The sequence below is a fragment of the Pedobacter rhodius genome (assembly GCF_027213645.1).
Lineage (GTDB): Bacteria > Bacteroidota > Bacteroidia > Sphingobacteriales > Sphingobacteriaceae > Pedobacter > Pedobacter rhodius.
On record NZ_JAPWGL010000005.1, the window covers coordinates 281,155 to 305,951 of the forward strand.

Below are 24,797 nucleotides of genomic sequence, written 5' to 3' on the forward strand. Positions count from 1 at the left end.
TGACAAACCTTTCTAAAAGTTATGGGTTCATTTTAGCAGGCGTTGTGTTTGATAATGCCTGCTTTTTTTAAATTATCCCTATTTTTGAAAACACGACGGTATGCTACTTAACTATTTACGCCTTCTACTTCTTCCTTTTTCGCTTATTTATGGCATGGCCATTACGCTTCGAAAAAAACTTTACGATTGGGGTATCCTGTCTTCCGTTAAGTTCGATTTACCTGTAATTTGTGTGGGTAATTTAGCTGTCGGTGGTTCTGGTAAAACGCCAACAACAGAATATTTGGTCAGGCTACTCGCTGATTACAAAATTGCAATTCTGAGCAGGGGATATGGTCGTAAAACGAAGGGTTTCATACTCGCGGATGACCATGCCACAGCAGAAACCATTGGAGATGAACCGCTGCAATATTACCAGAAGTTCGACAATATAACGGTAGCGGTTTGCGAAGACAGGGTTAAAGGAATAGAAAAATTGAAAGAAAACCATGATTTGATTATCCTGGACGACGCTTTTCAGCACCGCGCGGTGAAGGCCGGTTTAAATATTCTGCTTTTTGAATTCAGGAAATTAGGAACTTTACAATTCTTACTTCCGGCAGGAAATTTAAGGGATGTATTTTCATCGAGAAAAAGAGCTGATGTGTTGTTGGTAACCAAATCGCCGGTACCATTGTTGCATGTGGCTCAGCAAGCATCCGTTAATGAATTACAGCCGGATAACACTCAAAAAGTACTTCATTCTTATTTAAAATATGGTGAATTGAAACATCTGTACCATGATGAAAATCGTTCGTTGGAATCAGTTAAAGGGCACGAAATCTTTTTGCTCACCGGAATTGCAAACCCCGAGCCTTTGATAGAAGAATTGGAGAAGTATTCGACAACCATTAAACATGAGGAATTTCCAGATCATTATGCATTTAAAACTGATGATATCAAGAAGTTCAAATCGGCTTTTGATGCGGGGATGAAAAAAGAAAAAATTATCATCACAACAGAAAAGGATAGCAAGCGTTTAAAAGCTGCGGGATTTAAAGATTTACTGGTAAATTTACCCGTATATTTTTTACCCGTCGAGGTTGATTTATTTGAAGAAGATAAGTTTACCTTTGATGAACTTATTTTAAACTATGTTAAGAGCAATAGAAGAAACCGTTGAATATATAAAACGAAAAACCGAAAACTTTAAACCAGAAATAGGTATTATTTTAGGCACCGGTTTGGGTGGCCTGGTTAAAGAAATTGAAGTTGGACATCAGTTGATGTACTCAAATATCCCGAATTTCCCCATATCAACATTAGAATTTCACAGCGGTAAGCTGATTTTCGGAACCCTGAACGGGAAGAAAATAGTAGCCATGCAAGGTCGTTTGCATTATTATGAAGGTTATAATATGCAACAAATCACATTTCCTGTTAGGGTGATGAAAGGTTTGGGTATCGAAAACTTAATCGTTTCTAATGCAGCAGGGTCTTTAAATCCTGAATTTAAAAAAGGAGATTTAATGATTATTGAAGACCATATTAATCTTCAGCCTGATAATCCATTGCGTGGTTTAATAGAAAGTGAATTAGGGCCACGTTTCCCCGATATGAGCCAGCCTTATAAAAAAACGATTATTTCTAAAGCATTGGAAATTGCCAAAAATGTGGATGTTAAATGTCATAAGGGCGTTTATGTGGCCGTTTCCGGTCCAAATTTAGAAACGAAAGCTGAATATAAATACCTGAGGTTAATCGGTGCCGATGCTGTTGGCATGAGTACCGTTCCTGAAGTTATTGTTGCCAACCATGCGGGATTACCTGTTTTTGCCATTTCTGTTTTAACGGATGAAGGTTTTCCGGAAGATTTACAGCCATTTAATTTAGATGAAATTTTAGCGGCCGCAGCAAAAGCCGAACCTAAAATGACCGAAATTTTAACCGCCTTAATTGCTGAATTATAAATGCATAAAATTATTCTGTTTTGTCTGGTAATTTTTGTCTTCATCAGCACTAACGATGCTTTTGCACAAGATTTAAAAACGACTGTTGGTACCAATAAAGAACTCGATTCGTTAAGAAAAAGAGAGGAAAGTCCCAAAGATTCTGTTGTTTACAATGCAAAATACATTCGTTTTACAAAACTCTCTTTAAGTAAGGATAGTATAGTCCTTTTGCCTCTAGATACCTCTACGATAAATATTCAAAATTATAGTCCTTTACTTCAACCTAAGCATCCGGCCATCACAACCGGAAATATGGGCCAGGTAGCACGGCCATTATTGTATGAGCCATCAAAACGAATAGGGTTTGATGCAGGCTATCATTCGCTCGATTATTATGCGCTAAGTCCGGAAGATATTATTTACTACCAGGCGAGGGCACCGTTTACAAGTTTATATTTAATAAGCGCCGGGCAAAAAGAACAATTGTTCAGGGGAATTCATAGTCAGAACATAAAAAAGAACTGGAATGCGGGGTTTAATTTTAACCGTATGGATTCACGTGGTTTTTACAGCAGGCAGCGTGGCGATAATCTTAATATCGCCGTTTTTAGCTGGTATCAATCGCCAGGCAAACGATACAATATGTGGGCCTCTGCTATTTTTAATACGATGCGTGCCTATGAAAACGGATCTGTTGCAGAGAGCGGTATTTTTGATTCCGGTTATGAAAAAATTGCTCGTGATGCTGAAGCTGTCCGGCTGTCAAGTGCAAGAAACCTTTATCGTAAAAATACTTTATTTTTAAAGCAAACGTATTATGTTGGCCGGATAGATAGTTCTAATACTGTAAATGGATCTGTTGTGCCTACAAATAAGATTACGTACACGGTTGAGTATAATAATGATAGTTATGATTTTTCTAAGAACGAAGCTGATGATAATACGGTAATTCCCAGGGCAATAACTAAAAGCGACGGCCTGCTTGATGCAACCTTTACAAATGATTCAACACATGTGATGCATGTAAAAAATGAATTTATTTATAGTTTCTTTTTAAGGCCTAAAAATTCTTCGGTTATTAAAAATGAGTTGAAGTTAGATGCGGGTATAAAACACGATTATTATCAATACCGCACCTTAGGAATCAGAAGTAATGGCACCACTTACGGCAGTGATGATCGATCATTCGGGTTTCAGAATTTAAGTTTGCTCGGTACATTGGGTTATCGTTTCAGCAGCAACATCGATTTAAATTTAAATGTTCAGCAAATTTTTCAAGGTAGAAATGCCGGAGACTTTTTATATGAAGCCAAAAGCAGAGTTGCTTTAGGTAAAACTATTGGCAGGATTGAATTAGGTGCTTATCTTCAAAATCAATCTCCATCAGAAATTTTTAGTTATTACAGTGGTAATCATTATTCCTGGACCAATGCCGATTTAAAAAACACAAAGGTTGCAAACCTGTCTTTTGATTATTTTAACGATAAATTAGGGTTACAAGCCGGCGCAAAATATTTTCTTACAAGTAACTATTTATATTTTGGAACGATAATAAAAGGCATTAGTAATGTTACTATAAGGCCATTTCAGGAAACTTCTGATATCAATTTAATACGGTTGGATGTTTCAAAAAAATGGCGGGTTGGTAAATTCTCAATTGAAAATTATATTGCCTATCAAAAAACGGATAATAACAGTATTTTAAGAACACCCGAATTTTATACTTACAATAGTTTTTCGTTTAATGTAGATTTCTTTAAGGTGCTTAAAACCAATATTGGTTTTGATGTGAGGTACAATACAGCTTATGCCAATTACTCCTACGCACCAGCGATATCTCAATTTTTTGTTGGTGATGAAACGGTATTAAAATCAACACCTGTAGTTGATTTTTTCTTTAAGGCCAATTTAAAACGCGCAAATATTTTTGTAAAGTATGATTACCTGAACCAAGGTTTGTTTTCGAAAGGGTATTATACTGTAAACCGTTATCCAATGCCTGATGCTTTATTGAAGTTTGGCTTGACATGGAATTTTTATGATTAATTTGAAAATAAAAAAAGCGTTCTGCTTTATAAACAGAACGCTTTTTTTATTTAAGGTTATTGCCTTAGAATGAGTAACCTACTGTAAAACCGATAACACGGTTTGTGTATTTGTTAGTATTTGCTCTCGAATCTTTCGGCGTTAAATCTGATAAACCTAAGCCATAGTTTGCACCTACTAAAATGCCTGATGAGGCGCGGTAAGCTAAACCAAAGTTAGCACCAAAATCTATGCTGCTTTGATCTTTGTCTGTTGTGCTACCAAAACTTAAATCTCTGTCATTACTTGTTGTAGAAGTTAAGCTTGAGTTCGTATTGTTGTTTACAGTTGTTGTAGTCGTTGTTCCTTTGTTTTTTCCTGAAATATTAAAACCTACGTATGGGCCGGCGCTGATTTGAAATGCACCAGACTCTCCTGTTGGAATATTAAATACAGCATTAATTGGAACCTCAATTGCCATTACATTTGATTTAACTGACGAAGTTGTAGTTGTTGTAATTGCACCAGCAGTTCCTGATGTAGTTCCTTCAAATTTTACACCTTTATTTTGTAGCGAAATACCTGGCTGGATGAAGAAATTGTTTGCAACTCCGAAATCACCAAATGCAGTAACATTAAAGCCTACATTACTTTTAGCATTGTCGTTATATGCATCCTCATTATTTCCACTTGAATGAATTTTAGCTAAGTTAACCCCCGCTTTAATTCCAAATCTCGATGTTGAACCTGTTGTTGATTGCGCAAAAGCACCTGTTGCTAATAAAATAACCGATGCACTTAATAATAACTTTTTCATAATATTTTTTCTTTTGTAAAGAATCAAGTTTAAAATTATTGGCCTTAAACCAATGTTAATTACATGCCTCTTTCCAAAAGCTGTGCCAAAGTATTATTTAAGTTACAAAAGCCGCTTCTAATTATTTGGTTTACAGATGTGTTTGAAAATTATTTTTAGTGCAAAAACGTTATTTTAGACCCTTTAGCTCAGCCTGTACTTCTGTATAGAATAGAGGAAACAAATAGTATTTTATTAAAATCTGTATCAAAACCTAACCTCATAAAGTATGAAATTATGTTTTCTGGGGTTTCTTTTTTGCAGCAGGAAACAAAACATTATTTAAGATAAGCCTGTAGCCCGGCGAGTTTGGATGGAGACTTAAGTCCGTTGGCGGATCGCCAACCGCGTGTTGGTAGTCTTCAGGGTCGTGGCCGCCATAAAAGGTAAACTGGCCCTTGCCAATTTCCCCATGTAAATACCTCACCTCTGCGGCACCTTTATTTTCACCCAACACGGTAACACTTGTTTTTACTAAACTCTTTTTAAATGCAGTTGTTTGACCCATAAAACCTTTAATTACCTTATCATGGTTTTGCGTAAGCATGGTTGGTACCAAATCCCATTTTGCAGAAAAATCGAATAGCGTAAAGTAATCATTTGTTTGGTTTAATGCTCTCCCGTTCGTTACATCGATATCCGAAAATTCATAATTCATTGGATTATTGTCCAGTTTAAAATTCTGGAAGGCCAATGTTTTGTTGTAATTCAGTTTGGATTGTGCATTAAGATCTGCTGCATCGCCATCAAACATTTCGGCACATATATCTACACCTTCTGCCGCGAGCGCAATATCAAAACTATCGGTTCCTGAACACATAGCGAATAAAAAGCCGCCTCCGGCACAATATTCTTTAATGTGTTTTGCAACTGCAAGTTTCATCTCCGATACTTTTTTATAGCCCATTTTCTTAGCTAAAGCCTCCTGGTTTTTAACATCTTCCTGGTACCAGTTGGCATAACGAAATGCCGCATAAAATCGCCCATACTGTCCGGTAAAGTCTTCGTGGTGTAAATGAAGCCAATCGTATTTGGTCAATTTATCCTGCAGAATATCATCGTCGTAAATCACATCGTAAGGAATTTCGGCATAAGTTAAAACAAGTGTTACTGCATCATCCCATGGAAGTTTGCTTTTTGGCGAATAAACAGCGATTTTTGGCGTTTTTTCCAGCTTAACCATTTCCATATTTACTGAAGGATCACTTATTTCATTTAGTAAACTAACAACTTTTCCATCCGCTAAAACTTCATAGGAAACACCTCTGATTTTTAACTCATCTTCAACGGTTTTGTTGTATTTGATTAAAAAGCTTCCGCCACGATAATTTAGCAACCAATCTACTTCAAGTTGCTTACTTATTGTCCAATAGGCAATACCGTAAGCCTTTAAGTGATTTTTCTGGTCTTCATCCATAAAAATTAAAATGGATGACGCTTTAGCACAAACGCTTAAAAATAAACAAAAAATCAAAAAGTAAAACTTCTTTTGAATCGCCATATTTACATAAAACACTAAAATACCTGATTTAGTCTGTTTGCAAAAATTAATCATATTATTTTTTGCCGCAGATTCACAGATTTTGGCTAATTTATATGGGTGGATAAAAATATTAATTCATCATCCGTGAATCTGTGGCCATTTCAGTTTTGCCATGGATTTACAGATTTCAATTGTTTTACATGAATGGAAAAGAAATACTAATTTCATAATCGGGGCGTCCGTGTCCACCAAAGGCATATTATAGTAATAATACGAATAAGTTAGCTAATTTTGTTATTTTTGCGGTTCACTTAAAAGCGCAAAACTTTTAAGCCTATTTTATAAAAAATTAATTGATATGAGTAAAGCAATAATAAAAACCGAAAAAGGTAATATGACTGTTGAGTTTTTTGAACAAGATGCTCCTAAGGCAGTTGCAAATTTCAAAAAATTAGCTAACGAAGGGTTTTATGATGGTGTAACTTTCCACCGTGTGATTCCTGATTTCATGGTTCAAACAGGTTGCCCGAATTCTAAAGAAGGCGCCACAGGCATGCCAGGTACAGGCGGTCCGGGTTATAAAATCGATTGTGAATTAGATGGCGAAAATCAATACCACGATCGTGGTGTATTATCGATGGCACACGCCGGACGTAATACTGGTGGTTCCCAATTCTTCATTTGCCATAGCAGAAACAATACGGCACATTTAGATCGTAACCATACGGTATTTGGTAAAGCGGTTGAGAATGTTGATCTTGTTGATGATATTCGCCAGGGCGATAAAATTTTAGGAATAGAAATAATTGAAGATTAATAGCAGCGTGCCCGGTGCATAGAGCTTATCGCTATGCCCTATGCTCAATGCGCTAAGCAAATAAATATGAATTTAAGAGGAATAGTTGCCGTTTCCGGCAGGCCAGGTTTATTTAAACTTGTTGGACAAAATAAAGTAGGTTACATTTTAGAAGGTCTTGATGCGCAAAAACTTAAAGTTGTGGCCAATATCACAAATACAAAGCTTGCATCGCTGGAAGACATTACCGTTTATGGCGAGGATGAAGAGATTAAGTTAGTGGATGTTTTTTCAAAAATCTCTGCAAAAGGGACAACACCTGATACAAAAGCAGATACAGCGACTTTACGTGCTTATTTTAACGAAGTAGCACCAGGACACGATGAAGATAAGGTGTATGCTTCTGATATGAAGAAAATTATCGGCTGGTATAACATCATTAAAGATTTACCGCTGTTTACTGAAGATACGCCTGATACACAAGGTACACCTGCCGAGGTGAAATTGTCTGAAGAAAAAGCCGCTGCCGATAAAAAGCAAAAAGCGACAGGTTCGAAGGCATCAGCAAGCGCTAAAGCAACAACAAAAACTTCTGCTCCTGCTAAAAAAGCAAGTATGACAAGTAAAAAAGGCGTTTAAGCTTTTAAATATTTCTGAGAAACACCGACAAAAAATCGGTGTTTTTTTATGTTTAAAATTTCGGCTTAAAAGAAATAATATATAATTGCGCAGATAACCAATGCGCCGATGATGCTTACCCAAAGGTACTTATCAGCACCGCCCTGTCTGCTTTTAAATTTATATTGTCTTTTATATTTATCTAAAATCATAATCTTTTTATTTAACGATGAAAAAGGATTGTTATTTCCATAATTTATTTAACATTATTGTTATCAGGCATGATGGTATGGTTCTCCCTTTAAAATACTGAATCCCCTGTACAATTGTTCAACAAAAAACAAACGTATCATTTGATGAGAAAACGTCATATCCGATAAAGATATCAAACCATTTGCTCGTTTGTATATACTGTCGTCAAAACCGTAAGGTCCACCGATAATAAATATTAAGTGCTGAACACTGCCCACCATTTGTTTATTAAGATACGCTGAAAAAGCGATTGAACTGTATTTTTTTCCCTTCTCATCCAGTAAAATAACAACATCGCCATTATTAATTTGTTTGTGCAAAAGTTCAGCCTCTTTTGCTTTCTGCTGGGCTTCGGATAAATTTTTTACGTTCTTGACATCAGGGATTGCCATAAAACTAAAGTTAATGTAGTGTTTTAGGCGGTTGATGTACTTATCAATGCCCTCAATTAAATACTTATCTTCTGTTTTGCCAATGGCGATAAGGGTAATCTTCATTTATCTTTACCGGTATAATCTTTTTGTCGACACAAACTTATATAAAAATGTACCAACAAAAATAATTTATCGTACGCTTTAATACCTTTACAAAATATATAATTGATGAAACCTAATGGTTAAGACAAGGGAACAAATAAAAACCGAATATATTCAGAAAGTGGATGGAGCCACGACGCAGCTAAACACAACGAAAACACTTATTGATAAACTTTCACTGGTTCGCATTGGTTTATTCTTGATTGAGGTTTTGTTGTTTGTATTGCTCTTAAACTCTGGTGATAATAACTGGAGAACTTTGATCCAGATTTTAATGGTAATTCCTGTTTTAGGGTTTGTGGCCATCGTTCGTAAGCAAAGTAAGCTTGATAAAAAGTTAAGTTTTGAAAAAAAGCTCTTATGGGTTTATCAAAACGAACTGAACGTTTTAAATGGTTTGGAAAATGGATATGATAGCGGACAAAGGTTCGAATCTGAGTCACATCCTTACACTTCCGACCTGGATATTTTTGGAAATTCATCTCTATTTGCCCTAACAAATCGTTGTAGTACGAAAACCGGAAATGAGGTTTTGGCATCTGGTTTTGCTGAGTTAAAAACTATTGATGAAATTATTGTTCGTCAGGAGGCAATAAAAGAAATGGTAACCTTTACCGGCAAAACATATGAATTTCGGGCTAATCTTTTAGGCCATGAGGCGGAAAAGATAGAGCTTATAAAAAGTCAATTGTCAACTAAGCTGGCAAATCAACTTTCCTTTACCAAGGATTCCTTCTTTAGATTTTATGTTGCCCTGGTTCCGTTTATAACCATCTTTCTATTCGTTGGCGGACTATTCTTTGGTGGGATTTTCTGGAAGTTTTTTGTCTTTTTCTTTTTCGCTCATATCGGCTGGAATTCAATATTCAGCAAAAAGATAGATTTGGTGTTTTACAGTTTTAGCGGTAGTTCCAATTTATTAAAAGCGTATTCGGAAGCCATTCAATGGACGGAAACACAGCAATGGAAGAGCACTTATTTTTTAAATCTGGTTCAGGGTGATTCAGCTGTAAGTAAAGAGATTAAAAGTCTTTCGAAGATTATACAAAATTTCGATTCACGATTAAATTTAATGATTGGAAGCCTGTTGAATGCATTGCTTTTATGGGATTTTAGGTGCTGTATTCAATTAGAAAAATGGCTGCAAAGCGCGTCGAAAGACGTAATTTCTTCGTTAAATAACCTCGGTCATTTTGAAGAAATAATTTCACATTCAACACTTAGTTACAATGAGCCAGAGTGGGTCTTTCCTCAAATTGAAAATTCTTTTGCCCTATCGGCAACTGCTGTAGGACATCCTTTAATTCGTGAACAAGCTCGTATCGTAAATGATTTTAATTTAGAAAACAAAGCAACTGTAGATATTGTTACAGGTTCAAATATGGCCGGTAAAAGCACCTTTCTCCGCACCGTCGGGATAAATATGGTTTTAGCTTATTCCGGCGCGCCGGTTTGCGCACAAGAGATGAAACTATCTGTTTTTGCGCTAAACACTTATATGCGCATCAAAGATTCTTTAAATGAAAATACATCTACGTTCAAGGCAGAATTAAATCGCTTAAAAATGATTTTAACAAACGTAACTCAAAACGAGAACACATTTATCCTTATCGATGAAATGCTGCGGGGAACCAATAGCCGGGATAAATATTTGGGCTCGAAGGTTTTTATTGAAAAATTACTGGAATTAAAGAAGCCTGCATTGTTTGCCACCCACGATTTACAATTGGCCGATATGGAACAGGAGCACCCACAAACACTGCGCAATTTTCATTTTGACATTGCAATTAAAAATGGAGAAATGATGTTTGATTACAAACTTAAAGCAGGGCCATGCACAACTTTTAACGCAGCAATTTTATTAAAAGAAATAGGATTAGCGCTCGATTAGCAAACTGAAACTTAACCGTTTGTTAATATTAACTTCTCATATTTAGCCAGTTAATCCAAGTAAATGATAAAAGCCTCTGATTTTGGGAAAGACTTTTTATGGGGTGTTGCAACTGCTGCAGCTCAAATAGAAGGTACAGCCGATTATTATGGTAAAGGACCATCCATCTGGGATGTTTTTTCTGCCAAGAGCGGCAAGATAAAAAAGGGGCACAAACCAAATGTTGCCTGCGATTTTTACCATCGGTTTAGGGAAGATATTGCACTCGTGAAAATACTTGGTTTTAAGATATTCAGATTTTCCATTGCCTGGTCGAGGATTCTGCCTTTAGGAAAAGGGGCGGTTAATCCCGAAGGCATTCGTTTTTACCACAATGTTATCGACGAATGCCTTGAACAAGACATTATACCATATATCACTTTATACCATTGGGATTTGCCGCAAGCCTTAGAAGATGAGGGCGGCTGGACGAGTTTCAGTATTAATACAGCCTTCAATGGTTTCGTAAGTATTTGTGCAAGAGAATATGGAGATAAAGTTAAAAACTGGCTGGTTATAAATGAGCCTTTTGGGTTTACATCATTGGGCTATATGCTGGGTTTACATGCACCTGGTAAAACGGGTTTAGGTAATTTCTTTTCAGCAGTTCACCATACGGCGCTGGCACAAGCTGAAGGCGGAAAAATTTTACGTGCAGAGGTTAGTAATTCAAATATCGGAACAACTTTTTCCTGTTCAGAAATTCTTCCTTATACACAAAATGACAATGATGTTTTAGTTTCTAAAAGAGTAGATTGCTTAATGAACCGGCTATTTATAGCGCCTGCATTAGGTTTAGGTTTCCCTACAGAAAACTGGGATGTGCTTGAAAAATTTCAAATTGAATACGGCACATGGCGGCATACAGAACGCTATAAGTTCGACTTCGATTTTATTGGTTTACAAAATTATTTCCCGCTCACGGTAAAATATAACGCCTTTATTCCTGTGATTCAGGCTTGGGAAGTGAAGGCCAAAAGCAGGAAGAAACCGTATACAGCAATGGGTTGGGAAATTAACGCCGATGGCTTTTATAACATCATAAAACAGTTCTCATCTTACCCAAGTATTAAAAATATCATCATAACTGAGAATGGCGCTGCCTATCATGATAAATTTATTGATGGACATGTTAATGATGTTGAACGTATAGAATATTTCAAACTATATCTGGCTGCCTTGCTCAAAGCAAAAAATGAAGGCATGCCAATCAGCGGCTATATGGCCTGGACTTTAATAGATAACTTTGAATGGGCGGAAGGTTTTACCGCCAGATTCGGCCTCGTTTACAATGATTTTACAACTCAAAAAAGAACAATCAAAGATTCTGGTTACTGGTGGCAGGAGTTTTTGAAATCTTAAACCTGTAGCGTTTTGATGTTTTGCGCCGTTTATTTTTATAAACAATATAGTTGTATGAAGAAAGTAATTATATTAATAACCACTTGCGCATTTCTAATTATTTTAAGCTGCAAAAAACAAAATAAATCACCTAGACTTATCGAAGCAAAAGCAACTGTTATACAGGATTGTGTAGCAACGTACTTAAAAACTGAAACCGGTCAGATTTATCGTGTTTGTAACTTTTCAATAGCAGAATCCTTTAAAAATGATGAAAAAGTATTAGTACTTTACTATCTTAATAATGAATGTAATGGTGGTTTTAGAACAATTAGTTGTTACAAAATCCCAATAAAAGATGATGGAATTATTCAGGTTTCAGGAATTAAGTCTTTATAATTTTTAGTGTCTAACCAAGGCAATCGTTTACTATTTAAAGAAGTCCTAATTAATGAAAACCAAGCTTCTTATAATCATATTCATCAATTCATTTATTTTCTTAGCTTTCATTGGCTGTAAAGAAAATATAGTAATATTTCCTGCTACTAAAGATGCTGAAGAAAAAGAATTAAAAGCTTTATTAAATGATATTCAGGCAATGGCTGATCAGATAAGTTGTGATAATCCTGCAGATTGGCGTATTGTTCCAATTGGTTCAAAATCCTGTAACGGCGCAACAAACTTCATTGTATATTCTGCTAAAATTAATACAAGTTTGTTTCTGCAGGAAGTAGAACGGTACAATCAGATGCAAAAGGCTTTTAACATTAAGTGGCAATTAATTTCAGATTGTACCATTATCATGGCGCCCAAATCAATTGAATGTATTAATGGAAAACCCAAATTAATTTATTAAAAACAGGCACATTTATTTAAAAGCAAATCATTATAAATAGCATACTTTGTTTAAATAAAAATTTAATTTTTATTTAGACTTAATATAAATAGTTATATATTTGACCTGTGGTTTTGTAGTATTCAACATCATCTTTTGGTTAGTTTTTGTTGATTAAATAAGTCCTGTTTACCTGCATTAATGTATGCGGGTAAATCAGGCGCTATTTCAGGTTAATAAGATTTATGTGTAAAACTTTGGTTCTCGCTCAAAATGAAAATATAACAATAGCACAATGCGGTAACTGTCGTGTTTTAAATATCTGGCGTGCAGGCGTTTTAATGAATTTTTCATTCGAACAGTTTGACGCGTTTTATCAGGCAACCAAAAGGCTTGAATTTGATAATTATTTGGAAAACAGGCCGGATGGTAAGGAAGTTGTCATTCTGTCTACGCCATTTCCTGATATAAGTTTGGTGTTTACCAGATACGAATGGAGAGAATTTTTCGAGAAAATGGAAGAGGCAACTTATATGCAACGGGTTTATGAAATTGTGCATAATTGAAAAATCATTTGAGTAAATACCTTTATAAGATTATGTTTGCTCAATGAATGATAGAACAATTGTCTTCAGCACTTTTTATAATCCGATTGAGGCACAGATAATTAAAACCAGACTTGAAGATGGTGGTTTTTCATGCTTTCTGGCTGATGAAAATACAGCAACAATTTATCCATTATACAACCAGGCAATTGGCGGCATAAAGCTTATTGTTTTTGAGCGCGATCAGGAAGAAATAACAAAGTTTCTGGCTGAAGATAACAGCCTTAATGTTGAAGACACTGATACACAGCGTTCAGAAAATGGTGAACAGGTACTTTGTGAAAAATGTGGTTCCTCAAATGTAGGGTATGGCATGGCAACTCAGAAAAAATTCAGCTGGTGGGTTGTCGCGCTGTCCGTCATCGTTGGTGTTTTTTACCCTTTCAAGGGAAACAAATGCCATCACTGTTATCAATGTGGTCATGAATTTCAATAAAAATCCCGTTCTGAATTTCTTCAAAACGGGATTTTTTTACCTGGATTAAGGAACAAAGAACAAGGAAAAAAGATAAACTATAGTCTTTGTTCTTTTATCTTTATTCTTACAGCGCCGCTTTTGCAGCCGCTTCTCTTCTGATGATATTTAATGCTCCACCGGCAACGAACCATTCAATTTGTTGTGCATTGTAACTGTGGTTAACGGGGAATTGCTCCTCAGTACCATCTGCATGGTGTAATACTAAGGTTAATGGTTTATTGGGCGCAAATTCTGTTAAGCCTAAGATATCGATTGTATCGTCTTCCAGAATTTTATCATAATCATCTTTGTTCGCAAACGTTAAACCTAGCATACCCTGTTTTTTCAGGTTCGTTTCGTGAATACGGGCAAACGATTTTACCAATACCGCACGAACGCCCAAATGACGAGGCTCCATAGCTGCATGTTCACGGGATGAGCCTTCACCATAGTTTTCATCACCAACAACGATTGAGCCAATGCCTGCAGCTTTATAATCGCGTTGTGTTGCCGGCACAGGACCGTATTCGCCTGTTAATTCATTTTTTACGCAATCTGTTTTATCGTTGAAGTAATTTACTGCGCCGATTAGCATATTGTTGGAAATGTTATCTAAGTGACCACGGAATTTTAACCACGGACCAGCCATGGAAATATGATCCGTTGTACATTTACCTTTCGCTTTAATTAAAAGTTTTAATCCTTTTAAGTCAGTGCCTTCCCAAGGGGTAAATGGATCTAATAATTGTAAGCGGTGTGAAGTTGGAGAAACCAGTACCTGAACCGATGAACCATCAGCAGCAGGTGCCTGGAAACCGGCATCTTCTACAGCGAAACCTTTAGTAGGCAATTCATCACCCGTAGGTGGATCTAATTTAACCTGTTCGCCTTTATCGTTTGTTAACGTATCGACTAATGGATTAAAGCCCAGGTCGCCGGCAATCGCAATTGCAGCAACCATTTCAGGCGATGCTACGAAGGCAAAAGTATTGGGGTTACCATCCGCACGTTTCGCAAAGTTTCTGTTAAACGAGTGAACGATTGTATTTTTTTCTGCTTTCTCTGCACCAGTTCTGTCCCACATACCAATACATGGCCCGCAGGCATTGGTAAAGATGGTTGCATTTAAATCTTCGAAAGTTTTTAAATAACCATCCCGGTTTGCGGTATAACGTACTTGTTCAGAACCTGGGTTAATACCAAAATCTGCTTTAGTTTTTAATCCTTTAGAAATTGCCTGGTTAGCGATAGAAGCCGCCCTGGATAAATCTTCGTATGATGAATTCGTACAAGAACCAATTAAGCCCCATTCAACTTTTAAAGGCCAGCCATTTTTTTCTGCTTCAGTTTTCATTTGAGAAACCGGCGTGGCTAAATCTGGTGTAAACGGACCGTTTAAATACGGCTCTAAAGTATCTAAATCGATTTCGATAACCTGATCGAAATAGTTTTCAGGGTCAGCATAAACTTCAGGATCGCCGGTTAAATAGGCTGCAATTTTGTTTGCTTCATCCGCAACTTCATTTCTGCCAGTCGCACGTAAATAACGTTCCATACTTTCATCATACCCGAAAGTAGAAGTGGTTGCGCCTATTTCAGCACCCATGTTACAGATTGTTCCTTTACCGGTACAGCTTAAATTAACAGCGCCATCACCAAAATATTCTACAATAGCACCTGTACCACCTTTTACGGTTAAAATACCCGCAACTTTTAAAATAACATCTTTTGCAGCCGTCCAGCCATTTAATTTACCCGTTAATTTTACGCCGATTAATTTTGGAAATTTAAGCTCCCACGGTAAACCAGCCATAACATCACAGGCATCAGCACCACCAACACCAATAGCGACCATACCCAAACCACCTGCGTTAACCGTGTGTGAGTCGGTTCCAATCATCATTCCGCCAGGGAAAGCATAGTTTTCTAAAACAACCTGGTGGATAATACCTGCTCCTGGTTTCCAGAAACCGATGCCATATTTATTTGATACAGATGATAAGAAATCAAAAACTTCCGCGCTTTCTGTTCTTGCATGAGGCAAATCTATTGCAGCACCTTCTTTAGCAGTGATCAAGTGATCGCAGTGCACTGTTGAAGGAACTGCAACCTGAGGGCGGCCAGCCTGCATAAATTGCAGAAGCGCCATTTGAGCAGTTGCATCCTGCATCGCAACGCGATCCGGTGCGAAATCTACGTAATCTGTTCCGCGTGAAAATGCTTTTTTTGGATCGCCGTCCCAAAGGTGTGTATATAATATTTTTTCAGATAATGTTAAAGGTCTGCCAACCACTTTACGAGCTGCATCAACGCGGCTACCGAAGTTTGCATAAACCTTTTTAATCATGTCTATATCAAAAGCCATCGATTTTTTGGTTAAAAGGTAATACTTCTATTCTAATAGCTGCGAATTTACAAAAAAAATACACCGCTTACAGTCATACGAAGATCATTGTATTATTTAGGATTGTTCTAAATAAGTTGTGAAATCCAGTGTCCGCTTCCGAACTTTTCTGTTCGTTTTTGAACACTATCTAATGATGTATATATTTAAATTGTTATTAATGAGCTGTTTATCTAGTGTTTTCCTGTTGGCATTACTTTGGCTGACCATTGAGCGATGAAAACTGATAGCCTCGCTCTGAAAAATATTTTAAAACCCTTGGTAATGCGTATTCCAAACGATCAAAAGCTTTCAAACTGTCATGAAAAACGATAATGGAGCCATTTTGGGTATGTTTAATCACATTGTGATAACATTTTTCAGGTGAAAGATTTATGTCAAAATCACCACTCAAAACATCCCACATTACAATTTGTAAGGGCGGGTTGCTTGTTAATTGTTGTGTGTCAAGAGGTCGGGCGTTCAAACTTTCAGCCCATAACCGGTAACCGGCAACCAGTTTTGAAATTTGAGATTTTTTTATCCTTCCGTAAGGCGGGCGAAAAAGGTTGGTTTGTGTGAGTCCCTGGCATTTCAGTGTGTTTTGAAGGTAAGTTTCATCATCGGTTATCCATCCTTTAAGGTGATTAAAAGTATGGTTTCCGATGGCATGACCGTCGTTTTTGACACGTTCAAAAACATCGGGATATTTAGTGATATTATCGCCGATACAAAAGAAAGTTGCTTTTGCATTAAAGGCTTTTAAGGTTTTTAATACAAAATCTGTAACATTGGGTATAGGTCCATCGTCAAAGGTTAAATAAATAACTTTTCCGTTGCGGGATTTATTCCATACTAATGAGGAATAATACCATTTTAGCAGAAGCGGCGATTTAACCAGGTACATAAATCAAAGTTAGTAAATGCACGGACAGATTGAAATTATTAAAGTTGTTTATATAGATTTGAAATAAATTATGAAGCTATTCACCCAAACAAAGTTTTTTACCGGTTCTACACTATTAGTTGCCCTGTCTTTTAGCCAAACGCTTAAAGCACAGGAAGTAATAACCATACAACAGGCGGTTGATAATACTTTAAAAAATAACCTTACCATTAAACAGGCTCAGTTTAGTGCTGCGATAACCGACGAGAATTTAACGCAGTCTAAGTATGCTTTATATCCAAACTTAAATGCCAGCGTAAATCCAAATTTAACTTTCGGACGTGGTTTGGATCAAACCACTTTCCAGGTTACGAACCAAACATCTTTGTATACAAGCGGTAATTTAAGTACCAATGTCGATTTGTTTCAGGGTTTTTCTAAAATTAACCAGATCAAACAGAACAAATTATTGTTACAGGCAGATCAAACAAACGTAGATAAAATTAAAAACGATTTGATTTTGAACGTTGTTACTGCTTATCTTCAGGTTTTATATAATACCGATTTAGAACGGGCTTCTAAAGAGCAGTTAGATATTGCCAATAAAACTTTAGTTCGGGAAAATGCTTTGCTTGATGCAGGTAATAAAACACTTGCAGATGTTTCTCAGGCAAAATCGCAGGTTGCCACGGCAGAGCTGAACTTAACAAATGCGCAGAATGCATTATCAATATCTTACCTGACTCTAGGTCAGTTAATGGAGATGCAGCCAAATCAAAAATTTGTTGTTCAGGCACCATTAATTGATAATGTTAAAGCAGTTCCTTCTGACGCAAGTGCCGATGAAATTTACAATAATGCTTTAAATATTTTTCCGGATATAAAATTAGCTAACCTACGCGCGCTGGCTGCTAAACAAGCTATAGCCGTTGCAAAAGGTGCTTATGCGCCGTCGTTAAGTTTAGGTGCCGGGATTAATACTTCATATTCATATCAATTCAATTACGCCGGGGCATTTCCTCAATCGTCATTTGCAGATCAAATTAATCAACGTTTAGGGCAAAGTATTGGCATGAGTTTACAGATTCCAATTTTCAACGGTTTTACTGCACGTTCGACTGTTCGCAGGGCAAAAATTACTTATCAAAATACCTTAACATCTGCGCAGCTTGCCAAAAACAATTTAAACAAAGTCATTTTTCAGGCAACAACTGATTTAAAAGCTGCGCAAAGCCGTTATGGCTCAACTCAAAATGCATTTAATGCGCAAAAGGATGCTTTCTATGTGGTGGAGCAACGCTATAATGTTGGCCTGGTTAATTCATTGGATTACAGTACCGCACAAACAAACAGAAATAAAGCAGAGATTGATTTTATTCAAGCTAAATATGACTTCTTGTTCAGGGCAAAAGTTATCGACTATTATCTTGGTAAACAAATTACTTTTTAAAGCGTAAAATAACATATATATCAGTGAAATCCTCGAATCCGTGTCAACACCCCGAAGGAAATTAGCGAAATCACCCGAAGAAAAACAATTAACCAATCGTACAATACATTAAACAATTATGAAACTGAAACACATTTTAATTACCATAGGTGTCATCCTTGTTGTGCTTATCGGATTGAAACTTGCCGGCATTATCGGCGGCGACAAAACCGAGAAAGTAACCACAGAGAAAGCATCAGACAGAACTGTTGTTGAAACAGTAACTGCAAGTGGTAAAATACAACCTGAAACAGAAGTGAAATTAAGTTCTGAAGTATCGGGTGAAGTGGTCGAACTTAAAGTAAAAGAAGGCGATATTGTTAAAGCCGGACAATTACTTTGTAAGGTAAGACCGGATGTATTGCAATCTGGTTATGAAAGAACAGTTGCAACATTTAATGCTCAAAAAGCGAGCGTTGCTGCAGCTCAGCAACAACTAATTCAAAACCAGGCAAATTTTGTTAATTCAGAAGCCACTTATAAGCGTAATGTTGAACTGTTTAATAAAAAAGTAATTTCGGCTTCAGAATTTGATGCGGCGAAAGCAGCCTATTTAACGGCCAAAGCAAATCTTGCAAGTGCTAAAGAAAACGTAACCGGTGCTAAATTTACTTTACAGCAAACCGGTGCAAATGTGAAAGAAGCTGGTGCGAACCTCGCAAAAACCACAATTTATGCACCTGTTGATGGCGTTGTTTCAAAACTTTCTATCGAATTGGGCGATCGTATTTTAGGAACATCACAAATGGCTGGTACGGAGATTATGCGTATTTCTAACTTATCATCCATGGAAGTGAATGTTGATGTGAATGAGAATGATATTACACGTGTTAAAGTTGGTGATAAGGCTTCAATTGAGGTTGATGCATTTTCTGATAAAAAATTCAGAGGAGAGGTTACAGAAATTGCAAGTTCATCAACTGCCGTTGGTACAACAACGTCTACTTCTGTAGACCAGGTAACAAACTTTTCTGTAAAAATCAGGATTACTGAACAACTGGCTGGCAAACAACAATCTATTTTCCGCCCGGGTATGTCTGCAACGGTAGATATCGAAAGCGAATCCTTAAAAGGATTATCGGTTCCAATTCAGGCAGTGTTTACGGATAATAAAAATAAATCTGCTGATGCGGGTGCAACAGCAAATAATCAGGAAAATAGTGATAAGCAAAAATCTAAACTAGCGGATAAAACCGTTAAACAATTCGTTTATGTTTATGATGCTGCAAGCAAAAAGGTTAAGCAAACGGAAGTTACTACCGGAATTCAAAACGACCAGTTCATCATTGTAAAATCTGGTGTTAAAGCCGGTCAGGAAATTGTAACGGGCCCGTATTCTGCCATTCAAAATAAGCTGAAAGACGGTATGATTGTAGAAAAAACATCTAAAGACCAATTATTTAGCAAAGACGCTAAGAAGTAAGACCTATATAACCATATATAATAATTAAATTGTCCCGGCTTAAAACATTAGGCCGGGATTTTTATTTTATAAACATGGTACCAAAAATAGCAATGATTGGAGGCGGAAGCTGGGCTACTGCCATTGTAAAAATGCTATCAGATAATCTGACTGAAAAAGAAATTTACTGGTGGATGCGCAATACTGAAGCAATTGAGCACATCAAAAAATTTAAACACAATCCGCATTACATCAGTTCTGTTGAAATAAAAATATCACCAGATAATATTTCAAGTGATATCAATTGTATTATAAAAGCAGCCGATTATGTTGTTCTAAATGTTCCTGCAGCTTTTTTAAAAGATAGTTTGGCAAATATCACAGCTGAAGATTTAAAGGGCAAAAAGATTGTCTCAGCTATTAAAGGAATTGTTCCTGAAGATAACCTAATCATTGGTGAATTTCTTCATGAAGTTTATGGAATTCCATATCATGATATTCTCGTTGTAAGTGGTCCATGCCATGCTGAAGAAGTCGCTTTCGAGAAACTTTCCTATTTAACAATTGCCTGTACAGATTTGGAAAAGGCTTCTGCCTTTGCTTCTTTTCTGAATACCAGATATATAAAAACTAATGTTTCTGACGATATTTTCGGAACGGAGTACGCAGCGGTTTTAAAAAATATTTATGCTGTAGCAAGTGGCATCTGCCATGGAATTGGTTACGGAGATAATTTTCAGGCTGTTTTAATCAGTAATGCCATACGTGAAATTAAACGTTTTGTAGATGCCGTTCATCCAATAAATCGTGATATAAAAGAATCTGCTTACCTGGGCGATCTTTTGGTTACCGCCTATTCTCAATTTAGCAGAAACAGAACATTTGGCAATATGGTGGGGAAGGGCTATACGGTAAAATCGGCTCAGCTGGAAATGAATATGATCGCCGAAGGCTATTATGCAGCTAAATGCATGCAGCTTAAAAATCAGGCCCATGTTGTAGAAATGCCTATTTGTAAAGCGGTTTACAATATTTTATATGAAGGCCGTTCGCCTCACATTGAAATGAAATTACTCGCCGAAAAGCTAAATTAATTTTCGGAGTTCACCTTTAAAAATCTTTGCGTTTTAAGTCATTAAAAAGATAAGACTTCTGGCTAAAACAAAATTCATTGTTTACTGTTATATGCTAAAATAAAAATATACTGTCATGAAAAAGAAATTTGCAATAGGATTATTAACATTCGCATTATTTGGCGGTTTAACCCTAAGCGTAAACGCACAAGAAAAGAAAACTGAAGTTGGTAAAGCATTAGACCAAACAGGTAAAGCCATTGGTAAAGGCGCTAAATCTGTTGGTAATAAAACGGCTGAAGTTGCGGTAAAAGGTGGTTCAAAAGTAGTCGATAAAACCTGGAAAGGTAAAATGGCTCCTGATGGTTCAGATGTTTACATCAACTCTAAAAACGAAAAATATTACGTTAATTCAAAAGGTGCAAAAATTTGGTTAAAACCAAGTGAAATTAAAACCAGAGTAGAAAAAAAGAATTAAAAATTCAACCTCGCGGGTTTCAAAGCCTGCGAGGTTTCTAATTAAACTATCGTTCCATACAAATCGAAATCTTCTGCTCTGTCAATTTTGACATGAACAAAGCTTCCATTTGCTGCATAACCAGTTGCAGCATCAATTAAAACTTCATTATCAACTTCCGGCGAATCAAATTCTGTTCTTCCAACAAAGAAATCGCCTTCTTTTTTATCTACTAAAACTTTAAATGTTTTACCAACTTTTTCCTGGTTAATATCGAAAGAAATGCCTTGTTGTATTTCCATAATGTCATCAACGCGTTGTTGTTTTACTTCATCAGGAATATCGTCAATTAAAGTATGCGCATGTGTTTTTTCTTCATGAGAATAGGTAAAACAGCCTAAACGGTCGAATTTGGTTTCTGCAACCCACGCGGCCATTTCTTCAAAATCGTATTCTGTTTCTCCAGGATAACCACAAATTAAAGTGGTACGCATGGCAATATTGGGCACTTTATCTCTGATCTGATTCACCAAGTCAATCGTCTTCTGCTTGGTTGTTCCACGACGCATTGACTTTAACATGTTATCGGTAATATGCTGTAATGGCATATCCAGGTACTTGCAAATATTATCACGCTCATTCATTGCATCCAGAATTTCCATCGGGAAACCTGAAGGATAAGCATATTGTAAACGAATCCATTCTATACCGGGAACGTCGGAAAGGCGTCGCATTAATTCGTCGAGTTTACGAACGCCGTACAAATCAAGGCCATAATAAGTTAAATCCTGCGCAATAAGAATGAGTTCTTTTGTACCGTTTTTAGCTAGTATTTTTGCTTCATTAACCAGTTCTTCCATCGGTTTGCTCAGGTGCTTTCCACGCATCAGCGGAATCGCACAAAAGGAACACGGGCGGTTACAACCTTCGGCAATTTTAAAATAAGCAAAATGAGATGGTGTAGTTAATAAACGTTCGCCAATAAGTTCGTGCTTATAATTTGTACCTAATTCGTGCAATATATTTTGCAAATCATTGGTGCCGAAAAAAGCATCAACATTTGTAATTTCTGATTCTAACTCGGGTTTATAGCGCTCAGATAAACAACCGGTAACCACAACTTTTCCGATTTTACCTGCTTCTTTTAATTCGCTGAATTGTAATATGGTATCAATAGACTCCTGTTTAGCATTATCAATAAAACCGCAAGTGTTAATTACGACGATGTCATCCTTACCCATTTTATCAGATTCATGCACAACATTTAGATTATTGCCACGAAGCTGACCCATTAAAACTTCTGAATCGTAAATATTTTTTGAACAGCCTAAAGTAATCACATTGATTTTAGGTTGTTTAATTGTTAAACTTTTTTTTATGGTTTTGGTATTCATATTAATGTGTGATTTCACCGATTATTAATGATTTCACCGATTCACAATATTGGTGATTAAATGATAATACGACTACTCGTTTTTCTAGACAGATAATCTTTTTACTTCACAACTGGAATTGCCAAAGTTAATCAATAATCCTGTTTTAATTTTGCTTGCCTTTAAATAAGAAATAAGTTGACTTTGAAATAACTTAGGTTGATATCCCGTTACCGACTTTAATTCAACAATTATCTTATCTTCAACTAAAAGATCGCATCTGAATTTCCCAACAATTAAATTTTCGAAACGTACATTAAATTCCTTTTCGGCAACATAAGTTAATCCTGCTTGCTGAAGTTTAATTTTTAAAGCGTTAACATAAATTTTCTCTAAAAATCCAGGGCCTAATTGATTATGAACATCATAACAACACCCTATTATGATTTGTGTTAATTTATCTTTTTCAGGTTCCACATAATAAATTTAATTAAAATCTGTGTAATCCGGTAATCTGTGGAATCACCCGCGAAGTGTATGATAATTAAGTTTTCAATGAAATCTATTTAAACAAACTATTCACAAACTCCTTCTTATCGAAAAGTTGTAAATCGCCTATTTTTTCACCTACACCAATGTATTTTACAGGTATTTTAAACTGATCTGAAATTCCGATTACAACCCCGCCTTTAGCTGTGCCATCAAGCTTAGTAATTGCCAGTGCATTTACATCCGTTGCTTCGGTAAACTGTTTGCATTGCTCAAAAGCATTTTGTCCGGTTGAAGCATCCAGCACCAATAAAATTTCGTGAGGTGCATTCGGAACTACCTTTTGCATTACCTGTTTAATTTTGCCAAGTTCATTCATCAGTCCGATTTTATTGTGTAAACGACCAGCGGTATCAATAATTACAACATCTTCACCATTAGCAACTGCAGATTGCAAAGTATCGAACGCTACAGAAGCAGGATCTGAGCCCATAGCCTGTGCTACAACCCTAACACCTACACGCTCACCCCAAAGTTTTAGCTGATCTACAGCAGCAGCTCTGAAGGTATCGGCAGCGCCTAAAACAACTTTAAGGTTTGCTTCTTTAAGTTTGTGAGCCAGCTTACCAATTGTTGTTGTTTTGCCAACACCATTTACACCAACAACCATGATTACATAAGGCTTGTGGTTACCATATTCAAACTGACGAAAGTCATTGCTGTTATTTTCTGATAATAACAGTTGTATTTCATCCCGAAGAATGGAATTTAATTCTGAAGTGTTCAGGTATTTATCCCGGGCAACACGTTCTTCAATGCGTTTAATTATTTTGAGCGTTGTGCTTACACCAACGTCAGAAGTTACTAAAACCTCTTCCAGATTATCAAGCACTTCATCATCTACAGAAGATTTTCCTGCTACAGCTTTGGTAATTTTATTAAAGAAACCATCTTTGGTTTTCTCTAAACCTTTATCCAATGCTTCCTGCGCTTCAGGTGCACTTTCTTTCTTCTTGAAAAAATCGAATAAACCCATATCTAAATTTTACATAACAAAAAAAGCCCTTCCGGTTAAAACGGAACGGCCTTTAATATCTTTTAATATTAAAAAATACTAACCTATTTAGATGCAATAGCATCTTTTACGTGGTCGTTGTGTACGATAAGTTCTTTAAATGAATAAGCACCTGTTTTTGGTGATTTAACCATTGTAATAACTTTCGAATATTCTTTACCTGTACCTGTTTTAAGGGTTGCAACTACTTTCTTTGCCATGATATTATAATTTAAATGATTTAATGATAGAAAGATTTAATGAGAGATGATAACCCTCAGCTTTAAACCTTTTACCTTCAACCTTATTTAATTTCTTTGTGAACGGTTACTTTTCTCAACACTGGATTAAATTTTTTCAATTCTAATCTTTCTGTTGTGTTTTTACGGTTTTTGGTAGAAATATATCTAGACATACCTGGCATGCCACTTTCTTTATGTTCAGTACATTCTAAAATAACCTGAACTCTGTTACCTTTTTTTGCCATTTTAATATAAATTGTAAACTGTTAATCTCAACAGTTAAT

At 36.3% G+C, this 24,797-nt stretch carries 26 protein-coding genes; 15 read left to right on the top strand and 11 right to left on the bottom strand.

From position 1 onward, the window contains the following. Nucleotides 1-100 precede the first annotated feature (100 nt). Genes lpxK through O0931_RS17955 form a run of 3 tightly spaced genes read left to right on the top strand, consistent with a single transcriptional unit; the run spans nucleotide 101 to nucleotide 3,977 of the window. On the top strand, nucleotides 101-1,162 hold the full coding sequence (lpxK, locus tag O0931_RS17945) for a tetraacyldisaccharide 4'-kinase (protein ID WP_269416862.1): 1,062 nt from the start codon (nucleotides 101-103) through the stop codon (nucleotides 1,160-1,162). Beyond that, a complete protein-coding gene (locus O0931_RS17950) occupies nucleotides 1,134-1,949 on the top strand; it encodes a purine-nucleoside phosphorylase (protein WP_269416863.1) in 816 nt (271 codons plus the stop codon). The genes lpxK and O0931_RS17950 overlap by 29 nt, the downstream gene beginning before the upstream one ends. Continuing rightward, on the top strand, nucleotides 1,950-3,977 hold the full coding sequence (locus O0931_RS17955) for a putative porin (RefSeq protein ID WP_269416864.1): 2,028 nt from the start codon (nucleotides 1,950-1,952) through the stop codon (nucleotides 3,975-3,977). Between the two features lie 64 nt (nucleotides 3,978-4,041). On the opposite strand, the gene O0931_RS17960 is transcribed toward O0931_RS17955, so the two are convergent. Together O0931_RS17960 and O0931_RS17965 are read right to left on the bottom strand one after the other, a co-directional pair. Next, the gene (locus O0931_RS17960) at nucleotides 4,042-4,773 is read right to left on the bottom strand and encodes a porin family protein (RefSeq protein WP_269416865.1); all 732 of its coding nucleotides are present in this window, start codon (nucleotides 4,771-4,773) and stop codon (nucleotides 4,042-4,044) included. Between the two features lie 274 nt (nucleotides 4,774-5,047). After that, entirely contained in the window at nucleotides 5,048-6,229 is a 1,182-nt protein-coding gene (locus O0931_RS17965) for an asparagine synthetase B (RefSeq protein WP_269416866.1), read from the bottom strand. A gap of 424 nt (nucleotides 6,230-6,653) precedes the next feature. On the opposite strand from O0931_RS17965, the gene O0931_RS17970 reads away from it, so the two are divergent. Then, nucleotides 6,654-7,112 (top strand): peptidylprolyl isomerase, encoded by a 459-nt coding sequence (locus tag O0931_RS17970; protein WP_269416867.1) that lies wholly within the window; start codon nucleotides 6,654-6,656, stop codon nucleotides 7,110-7,112. Between the two features lie 66 nt (nucleotides 7,113-7,178). Further along, nucleotides 7,179-7,730 (top strand): DUF5606 family protein, encoded by a 552-nt coding sequence (locus tag O0931_RS17975; protein ID WP_269416868.1) that lies wholly within the window; start codon nucleotides 7,179-7,181, stop codon nucleotides 7,728-7,730. A gap of 65 nt (nucleotides 7,731-7,795) precedes the next feature. On the opposite strand, the gene O0931_RS17980 is transcribed toward O0931_RS17975, so the two are convergent. Both O0931_RS17980 and rlmH read right to left on the bottom strand, forming a co-directional pair. Further along, the gene (locus O0931_RS17980; RefSeq protein ID WP_269416869.1) at nucleotides 7,796-7,921 is read right to left on the bottom strand and encodes a hypothetical protein; all 126 of its coding nucleotides are present in this window, start codon (nucleotides 7,919-7,921) and stop codon (nucleotides 7,796-7,798) included. A 63-nt stretch (nucleotides 7,922-7,984) separates the two neighbouring features. Then, the gene (rlmH, locus tag O0931_RS17985) at nucleotides 7,985-8,458 is read right to left on the bottom strand and encodes a 23S rRNA (pseudouridine(1915)-N(3))-methyltransferase RlmH (protein WP_269416870.1); all 474 of its coding nucleotides are present in this window, start codon (nucleotides 8,456-8,458) and stop codon (nucleotides 7,985-7,987) included. Between the two features lie 115 nt (nucleotides 8,459-8,573). Here rlmH and O0931_RS17990 point away from each other — a divergent pair, with 115 nt between their 5' ends. The 6 genes from O0931_RS17990 (at nucleotide 8,574) to O0931_RS18015 (ending at nucleotide 13,644) form a co-directional block, all read left to right on the top strand. Continuing rightward, nucleotides 8,574-10,388, top strand: coding sequence for a MutS-related protein (locus O0931_RS17990; protein ID WP_269416871.1), 1,815 nt, complete (start codon nucleotides 8,574-8,576; stop codon nucleotides 10,386-10,388). A 63-nt stretch (nucleotides 10,389-10,451) separates the two neighbouring features. Further along, on the top strand, nucleotides 10,452-11,789 hold the full coding sequence (locus O0931_RS17995; RefSeq protein WP_269416872.1) for a GH1 family beta-glucosidase: 1,338 nt from the start codon (nucleotides 10,452-10,454) through the stop codon (nucleotides 11,787-11,789). A gap of 54 nt (nucleotides 11,790-11,843) precedes the next feature. Continuing rightward, entirely contained in the window at nucleotides 11,844-12,167 is a 324-nt protein-coding gene (locus tag O0931_RS18000; protein ID WP_269416873.1) for a hypothetical protein, read from the top strand. Nucleotides 12,168-12,219: 52 nt separating this feature from the next. After that, the gene (locus O0931_RS18005; RefSeq protein WP_269416874.1) at nucleotides 12,220-12,624 is read left to right on the top strand and encodes a hypothetical protein; all 405 of its coding nucleotides are present in this window, start codon (nucleotides 12,220-12,222) and stop codon (nucleotides 12,622-12,624) included. 224 nt (nucleotides 12,625-12,848) lie between these two features. Continuing rightward, nucleotides 12,849-13,169, top strand: a complete 321-nt coding sequence (locus O0931_RS18010; RefSeq protein WP_269416875.1) for a hypothetical protein — start codon at nucleotides 12,849-12,851, stop codon at nucleotides 13,167-13,169. 43 nt (nucleotides 13,170-13,212) lie between these two features. Beyond that, a complete protein-coding gene (locus O0931_RS18015) occupies nucleotides 13,213-13,644 on the top strand; it encodes a putative signal transducing protein (RefSeq protein ID WP_269416876.1) in 432 nt (143 codons plus the stop codon). 106 nt (nucleotides 13,645-13,750) lie between these two features. Here the strand turns inward: O0931_RS18015 and O0931_RS18020 are convergent, their stop codons facing one another. Together O0931_RS18020 and O0931_RS18025 are read right to left on the bottom strand one after the other, a co-directional pair. Beyond that, nucleotides 13,751-16,030 (bottom strand): aconitate hydratase, encoded by a 2,280-nt coding sequence (locus tag O0931_RS18020; RefSeq protein WP_269416877.1) that lies wholly within the window; start codon nucleotides 16,028-16,030, stop codon nucleotides 13,751-13,753. A gap of 232 nt (nucleotides 16,031-16,262) precedes the next feature. Then, nucleotides 16,263-16,955, bottom strand: a complete 693-nt coding sequence (locus O0931_RS18025) for a polysaccharide deacetylase family protein (protein ID WP_269416878.1) — start codon at nucleotides 16,953-16,955, stop codon at nucleotides 16,263-16,265. Nucleotides 16,956-17,025: 70 nt separating this feature from the next. On the opposite strand from O0931_RS18025, the gene O0931_RS18030 reads away from it, so the two are divergent. The 4 genes from O0931_RS18030 (at nucleotide 17,026) to O0931_RS18045 (ending at nucleotide 21,376) form a co-directional block, all read left to right on the top strand. After that, on the top strand, nucleotides 17,026-18,384 hold the full coding sequence (locus tag O0931_RS18030) for a TolC family protein (RefSeq protein ID WP_269416879.1): 1,359 nt from the start codon (nucleotides 17,026-17,028) through the stop codon (nucleotides 18,382-18,384). 118 nt (nucleotides 18,385-18,502) lie between these two features. Continuing rightward, nucleotides 18,503-19,846, top strand: a complete 1,344-nt coding sequence (locus tag O0931_RS18035) for an efflux RND transporter periplasmic adaptor subunit (RefSeq protein WP_269416880.1) — start codon at nucleotides 18,503-18,505, stop codon at nucleotides 19,844-19,846. A 74-nt stretch (nucleotides 19,847-19,920) separates the two neighbouring features. Then, complete coding sequence (locus tag O0931_RS18040; RefSeq protein ID WP_269416881.1) at nucleotides 19,921-20,919, top strand: NAD(P)H-dependent glycerol-3-phosphate dehydrogenase; 999 nt, start codon at nucleotides 19,921-19,923, stop codon at nucleotides 20,917-20,919. Nucleotides 20,920-21,034: 115 nt separating this feature from the next. Then, a complete protein-coding gene (locus tag O0931_RS18045) occupies nucleotides 21,035-21,376 on the top strand; it encodes a hypothetical protein (protein WP_269416882.1) in 342 nt (113 codons plus the stop codon). 41 nt (nucleotides 21,377-21,417) lie between these two features. Here O0931_RS18045 and rimO read toward each other — a convergent pair whose 3' ends face one another. The 5 genes from rimO to rpmG form a co-directional block, all read right to left on the bottom strand. After that, nucleotides 21,418-22,749 (bottom strand): 30S ribosomal protein S12 methylthiotransferase RimO, encoded by a 1,332-nt coding sequence (gene rimO, locus O0931_RS18050; RefSeq protein ID WP_269416883.1) that lies wholly within the window; start codon nucleotides 22,747-22,749, stop codon nucleotides 21,418-21,420. Nucleotides 22,750-22,833: 84 nt separating this feature from the next. Continuing rightward, on the bottom strand, nucleotides 22,834-23,205 hold the full coding sequence (locus O0931_RS18055) for a GxxExxY protein (RefSeq protein ID WP_269416884.1): 372 nt from the start codon (nucleotides 23,203-23,205) through the stop codon (nucleotides 22,834-22,836). An 85-nt stretch (nucleotides 23,206-23,290) separates the two neighbouring features. Continuing rightward, entirely contained in the window at nucleotides 23,291-24,253 is a 963-nt protein-coding gene (ftsY, locus tag O0931_RS18060) for a signal recognition particle-docking protein FtsY (RefSeq protein WP_269416885.1), read from the bottom strand. Between the two features lie 83 nt (nucleotides 24,254-24,336). Then, a complete protein-coding gene (locus O0931_RS18065; protein ID WP_010599808.1) occupies nucleotides 24,337-24,492 on the bottom strand; it encodes a DUF4295 domain-containing protein in 156 nt (51 codons plus the stop codon). Nucleotides 24,493-24,575: 83 nt separating this feature from the next. Then, nucleotides 24,576-24,758: a 50S ribosomal protein L33 gene (rpmG, locus tag O0931_RS18070; RefSeq protein ID WP_010599807.1), complete on the bottom strand. Its 183-nt coding sequence runs from the start codon at nucleotides 24,756-24,758 to the stop codon at nucleotides 24,576-24,578. Nucleotides 24,759-24,797: the final 39 nt, after the last annotated feature.

Excerpts from the sequence above, each read along its gene's own strand:
- O0931_RS18065 (WP_010599808.1), bottom strand. The coding sequence starts at position 24,492 with ATGGCAAAGAAAGTAGTTGCAACCCTTAAAACAGGTACAGGTAAAGAA.
- O0931_RS17990 (WP_269416871.1), top strand. The coding sequence starts at position 8,574 with ATGGTTAAGACAAGGGAACAAATAAAAACCGAATATATTCAGAAAGTG.
- O0931_RS17950 (WP_269416863.1), top strand. The coding sequence starts at position 1,134 with ATGTTAAGAGCAATAGAAGAAACCGTTGAATATATAAAACGAAAAACC.
- rimO (WP_269416883.1), bottom strand. The coding sequence starts at position 22,749 with ATGAATACCAAAACCATAAAAAAAAGTTTAACAATTAAACAACCTAAA.
- O0931_RS17955 (WP_269416864.1), top strand. The coding sequence starts at position 1,950 with ATGCATAAAATTATTCTGTTTTGTCTGGTAATTTTTGTCTTCATCAGC.
- O0931_RS18000 (WP_269416873.1), top strand. The coding sequence starts at position 11,844 with ATGAAGAAAGTAATTATATTAATAACCACTTGCGCATTTCTAATTATT.
- O0931_RS17965 (WP_269416866.1), bottom strand. The coding sequence starts at position 6,229 with ATGGATGAAGACCAGAAAAATCACTTAAAGGCTTACGGTATTGCCTAT.
- O0931_RS18035 (WP_269416880.1), top strand. The coding sequence starts at position 18,503 with ATGAAACTGAAACACATTTTAATTACCATAGGTGTCATCCTTGTTGTG.
- O0931_RS17970 (WP_269416867.1), top strand. The coding sequence starts at position 6,654 with ATGAGTAAAGCAATAATAAAAACCGAAAAAGGTAATATGACTGTTGAG.
- O0931_RS18020 (WP_269416877.1), bottom strand. The coding sequence starts at position 16,030 with ATGGCTTTTGATATAGACATGATTAAAAAGGTTTATGCAAACTTCGGT.
- O0931_RS17960 (WP_269416865.1), bottom strand. The coding sequence starts at position 4,773 with ATGAAAAAGTTATTATTAAGTGCATCGGTTATTTTATTAGCAACAGGT.
- O0931_RS18010 (WP_269416875.1), top strand. The coding sequence starts at position 12,849 with ATGTGTAAAACTTTGGTTCTCGCTCAAAATGAAAATATAACAATAGCA.
- O0931_RS17975 (WP_269416868.1), top strand. The coding sequence starts at position 7,179 with ATGAATTTAAGAGGAATAGTTGCCGTTTCCGGCAGGCCAGGTTTATTT.
- O0931_RS18045 (WP_269416882.1), top strand. The coding sequence starts at position 21,035 with ATGAAAAAGAAATTTGCAATAGGATTATTAACATTCGCATTATTTGGC.
- O0931_RS17995 (WP_269416872.1), top strand. The coding sequence starts at position 10,452 with ATGATAAAAGCCTCTGATTTTGGGAAAGACTTTTTATGGGGTGTTGCA.
- O0931_RS17980 (WP_269416869.1), bottom strand. The coding sequence starts at position 7,921 with ATGATTTTAGATAAATATAAAAGACAATATAAATTTAAAAGCAGACAG.
- O0931_RS18015 (WP_269416876.1), top strand. The coding sequence starts at position 13,213 with ATGAATGATAGAACAATTGTCTTCAGCACTTTTTATAATCCGATTGAG.
- rpmG (WP_010599807.1), bottom strand. The coding sequence starts at position 24,758 with ATGGCAAAAAAAGGTAACAGAGTTCAGGTTATTTTAGAATGTACTGAA.
- lpxK (WP_269416862.1), top strand. The coding sequence starts at position 101 with ATGCTACTTAACTATTTACGCCTTCTACTTCTTCCTTTTTCGCTTATT.
- ftsY (WP_269416885.1), bottom strand. The coding sequence starts at position 24,253 with ATGGGTTTATTCGATTTTTTCAAGAAGAAAGAAAGTGCACCTGAAGCG.
- O0931_RS18040 (WP_269416881.1), top strand. The coding sequence starts at position 19,921 with ATGGTACCAAAAATAGCAATGATTGGAGGCGGAAGCTGGGCTACTGCC.
- O0931_RS18030 (WP_269416879.1), top strand. The coding sequence starts at position 17,026 with ATGAAGCTATTCACCCAAACAAAGTTTTTTACCGGTTCTACACTATTA.
- O0931_RS18025 (WP_269416878.1), bottom strand. The coding sequence starts at position 16,955 with ATGTACCTGGTTAAATCGCCGCTTCTGCTAAAATGGTATTATTCCTCA.
- rlmH (WP_269416870.1), bottom strand. The coding sequence starts at position 8,458 with ATGAAGATTACCCTTATCGCCATTGGCAAAACAGAAGATAAGTATTTA.
- O0931_RS18005 (WP_269416874.1), top strand. The coding sequence starts at position 12,220 with ATGAAAACCAAGCTTCTTATAATCATATTCATCAATTCATTTATTTTC.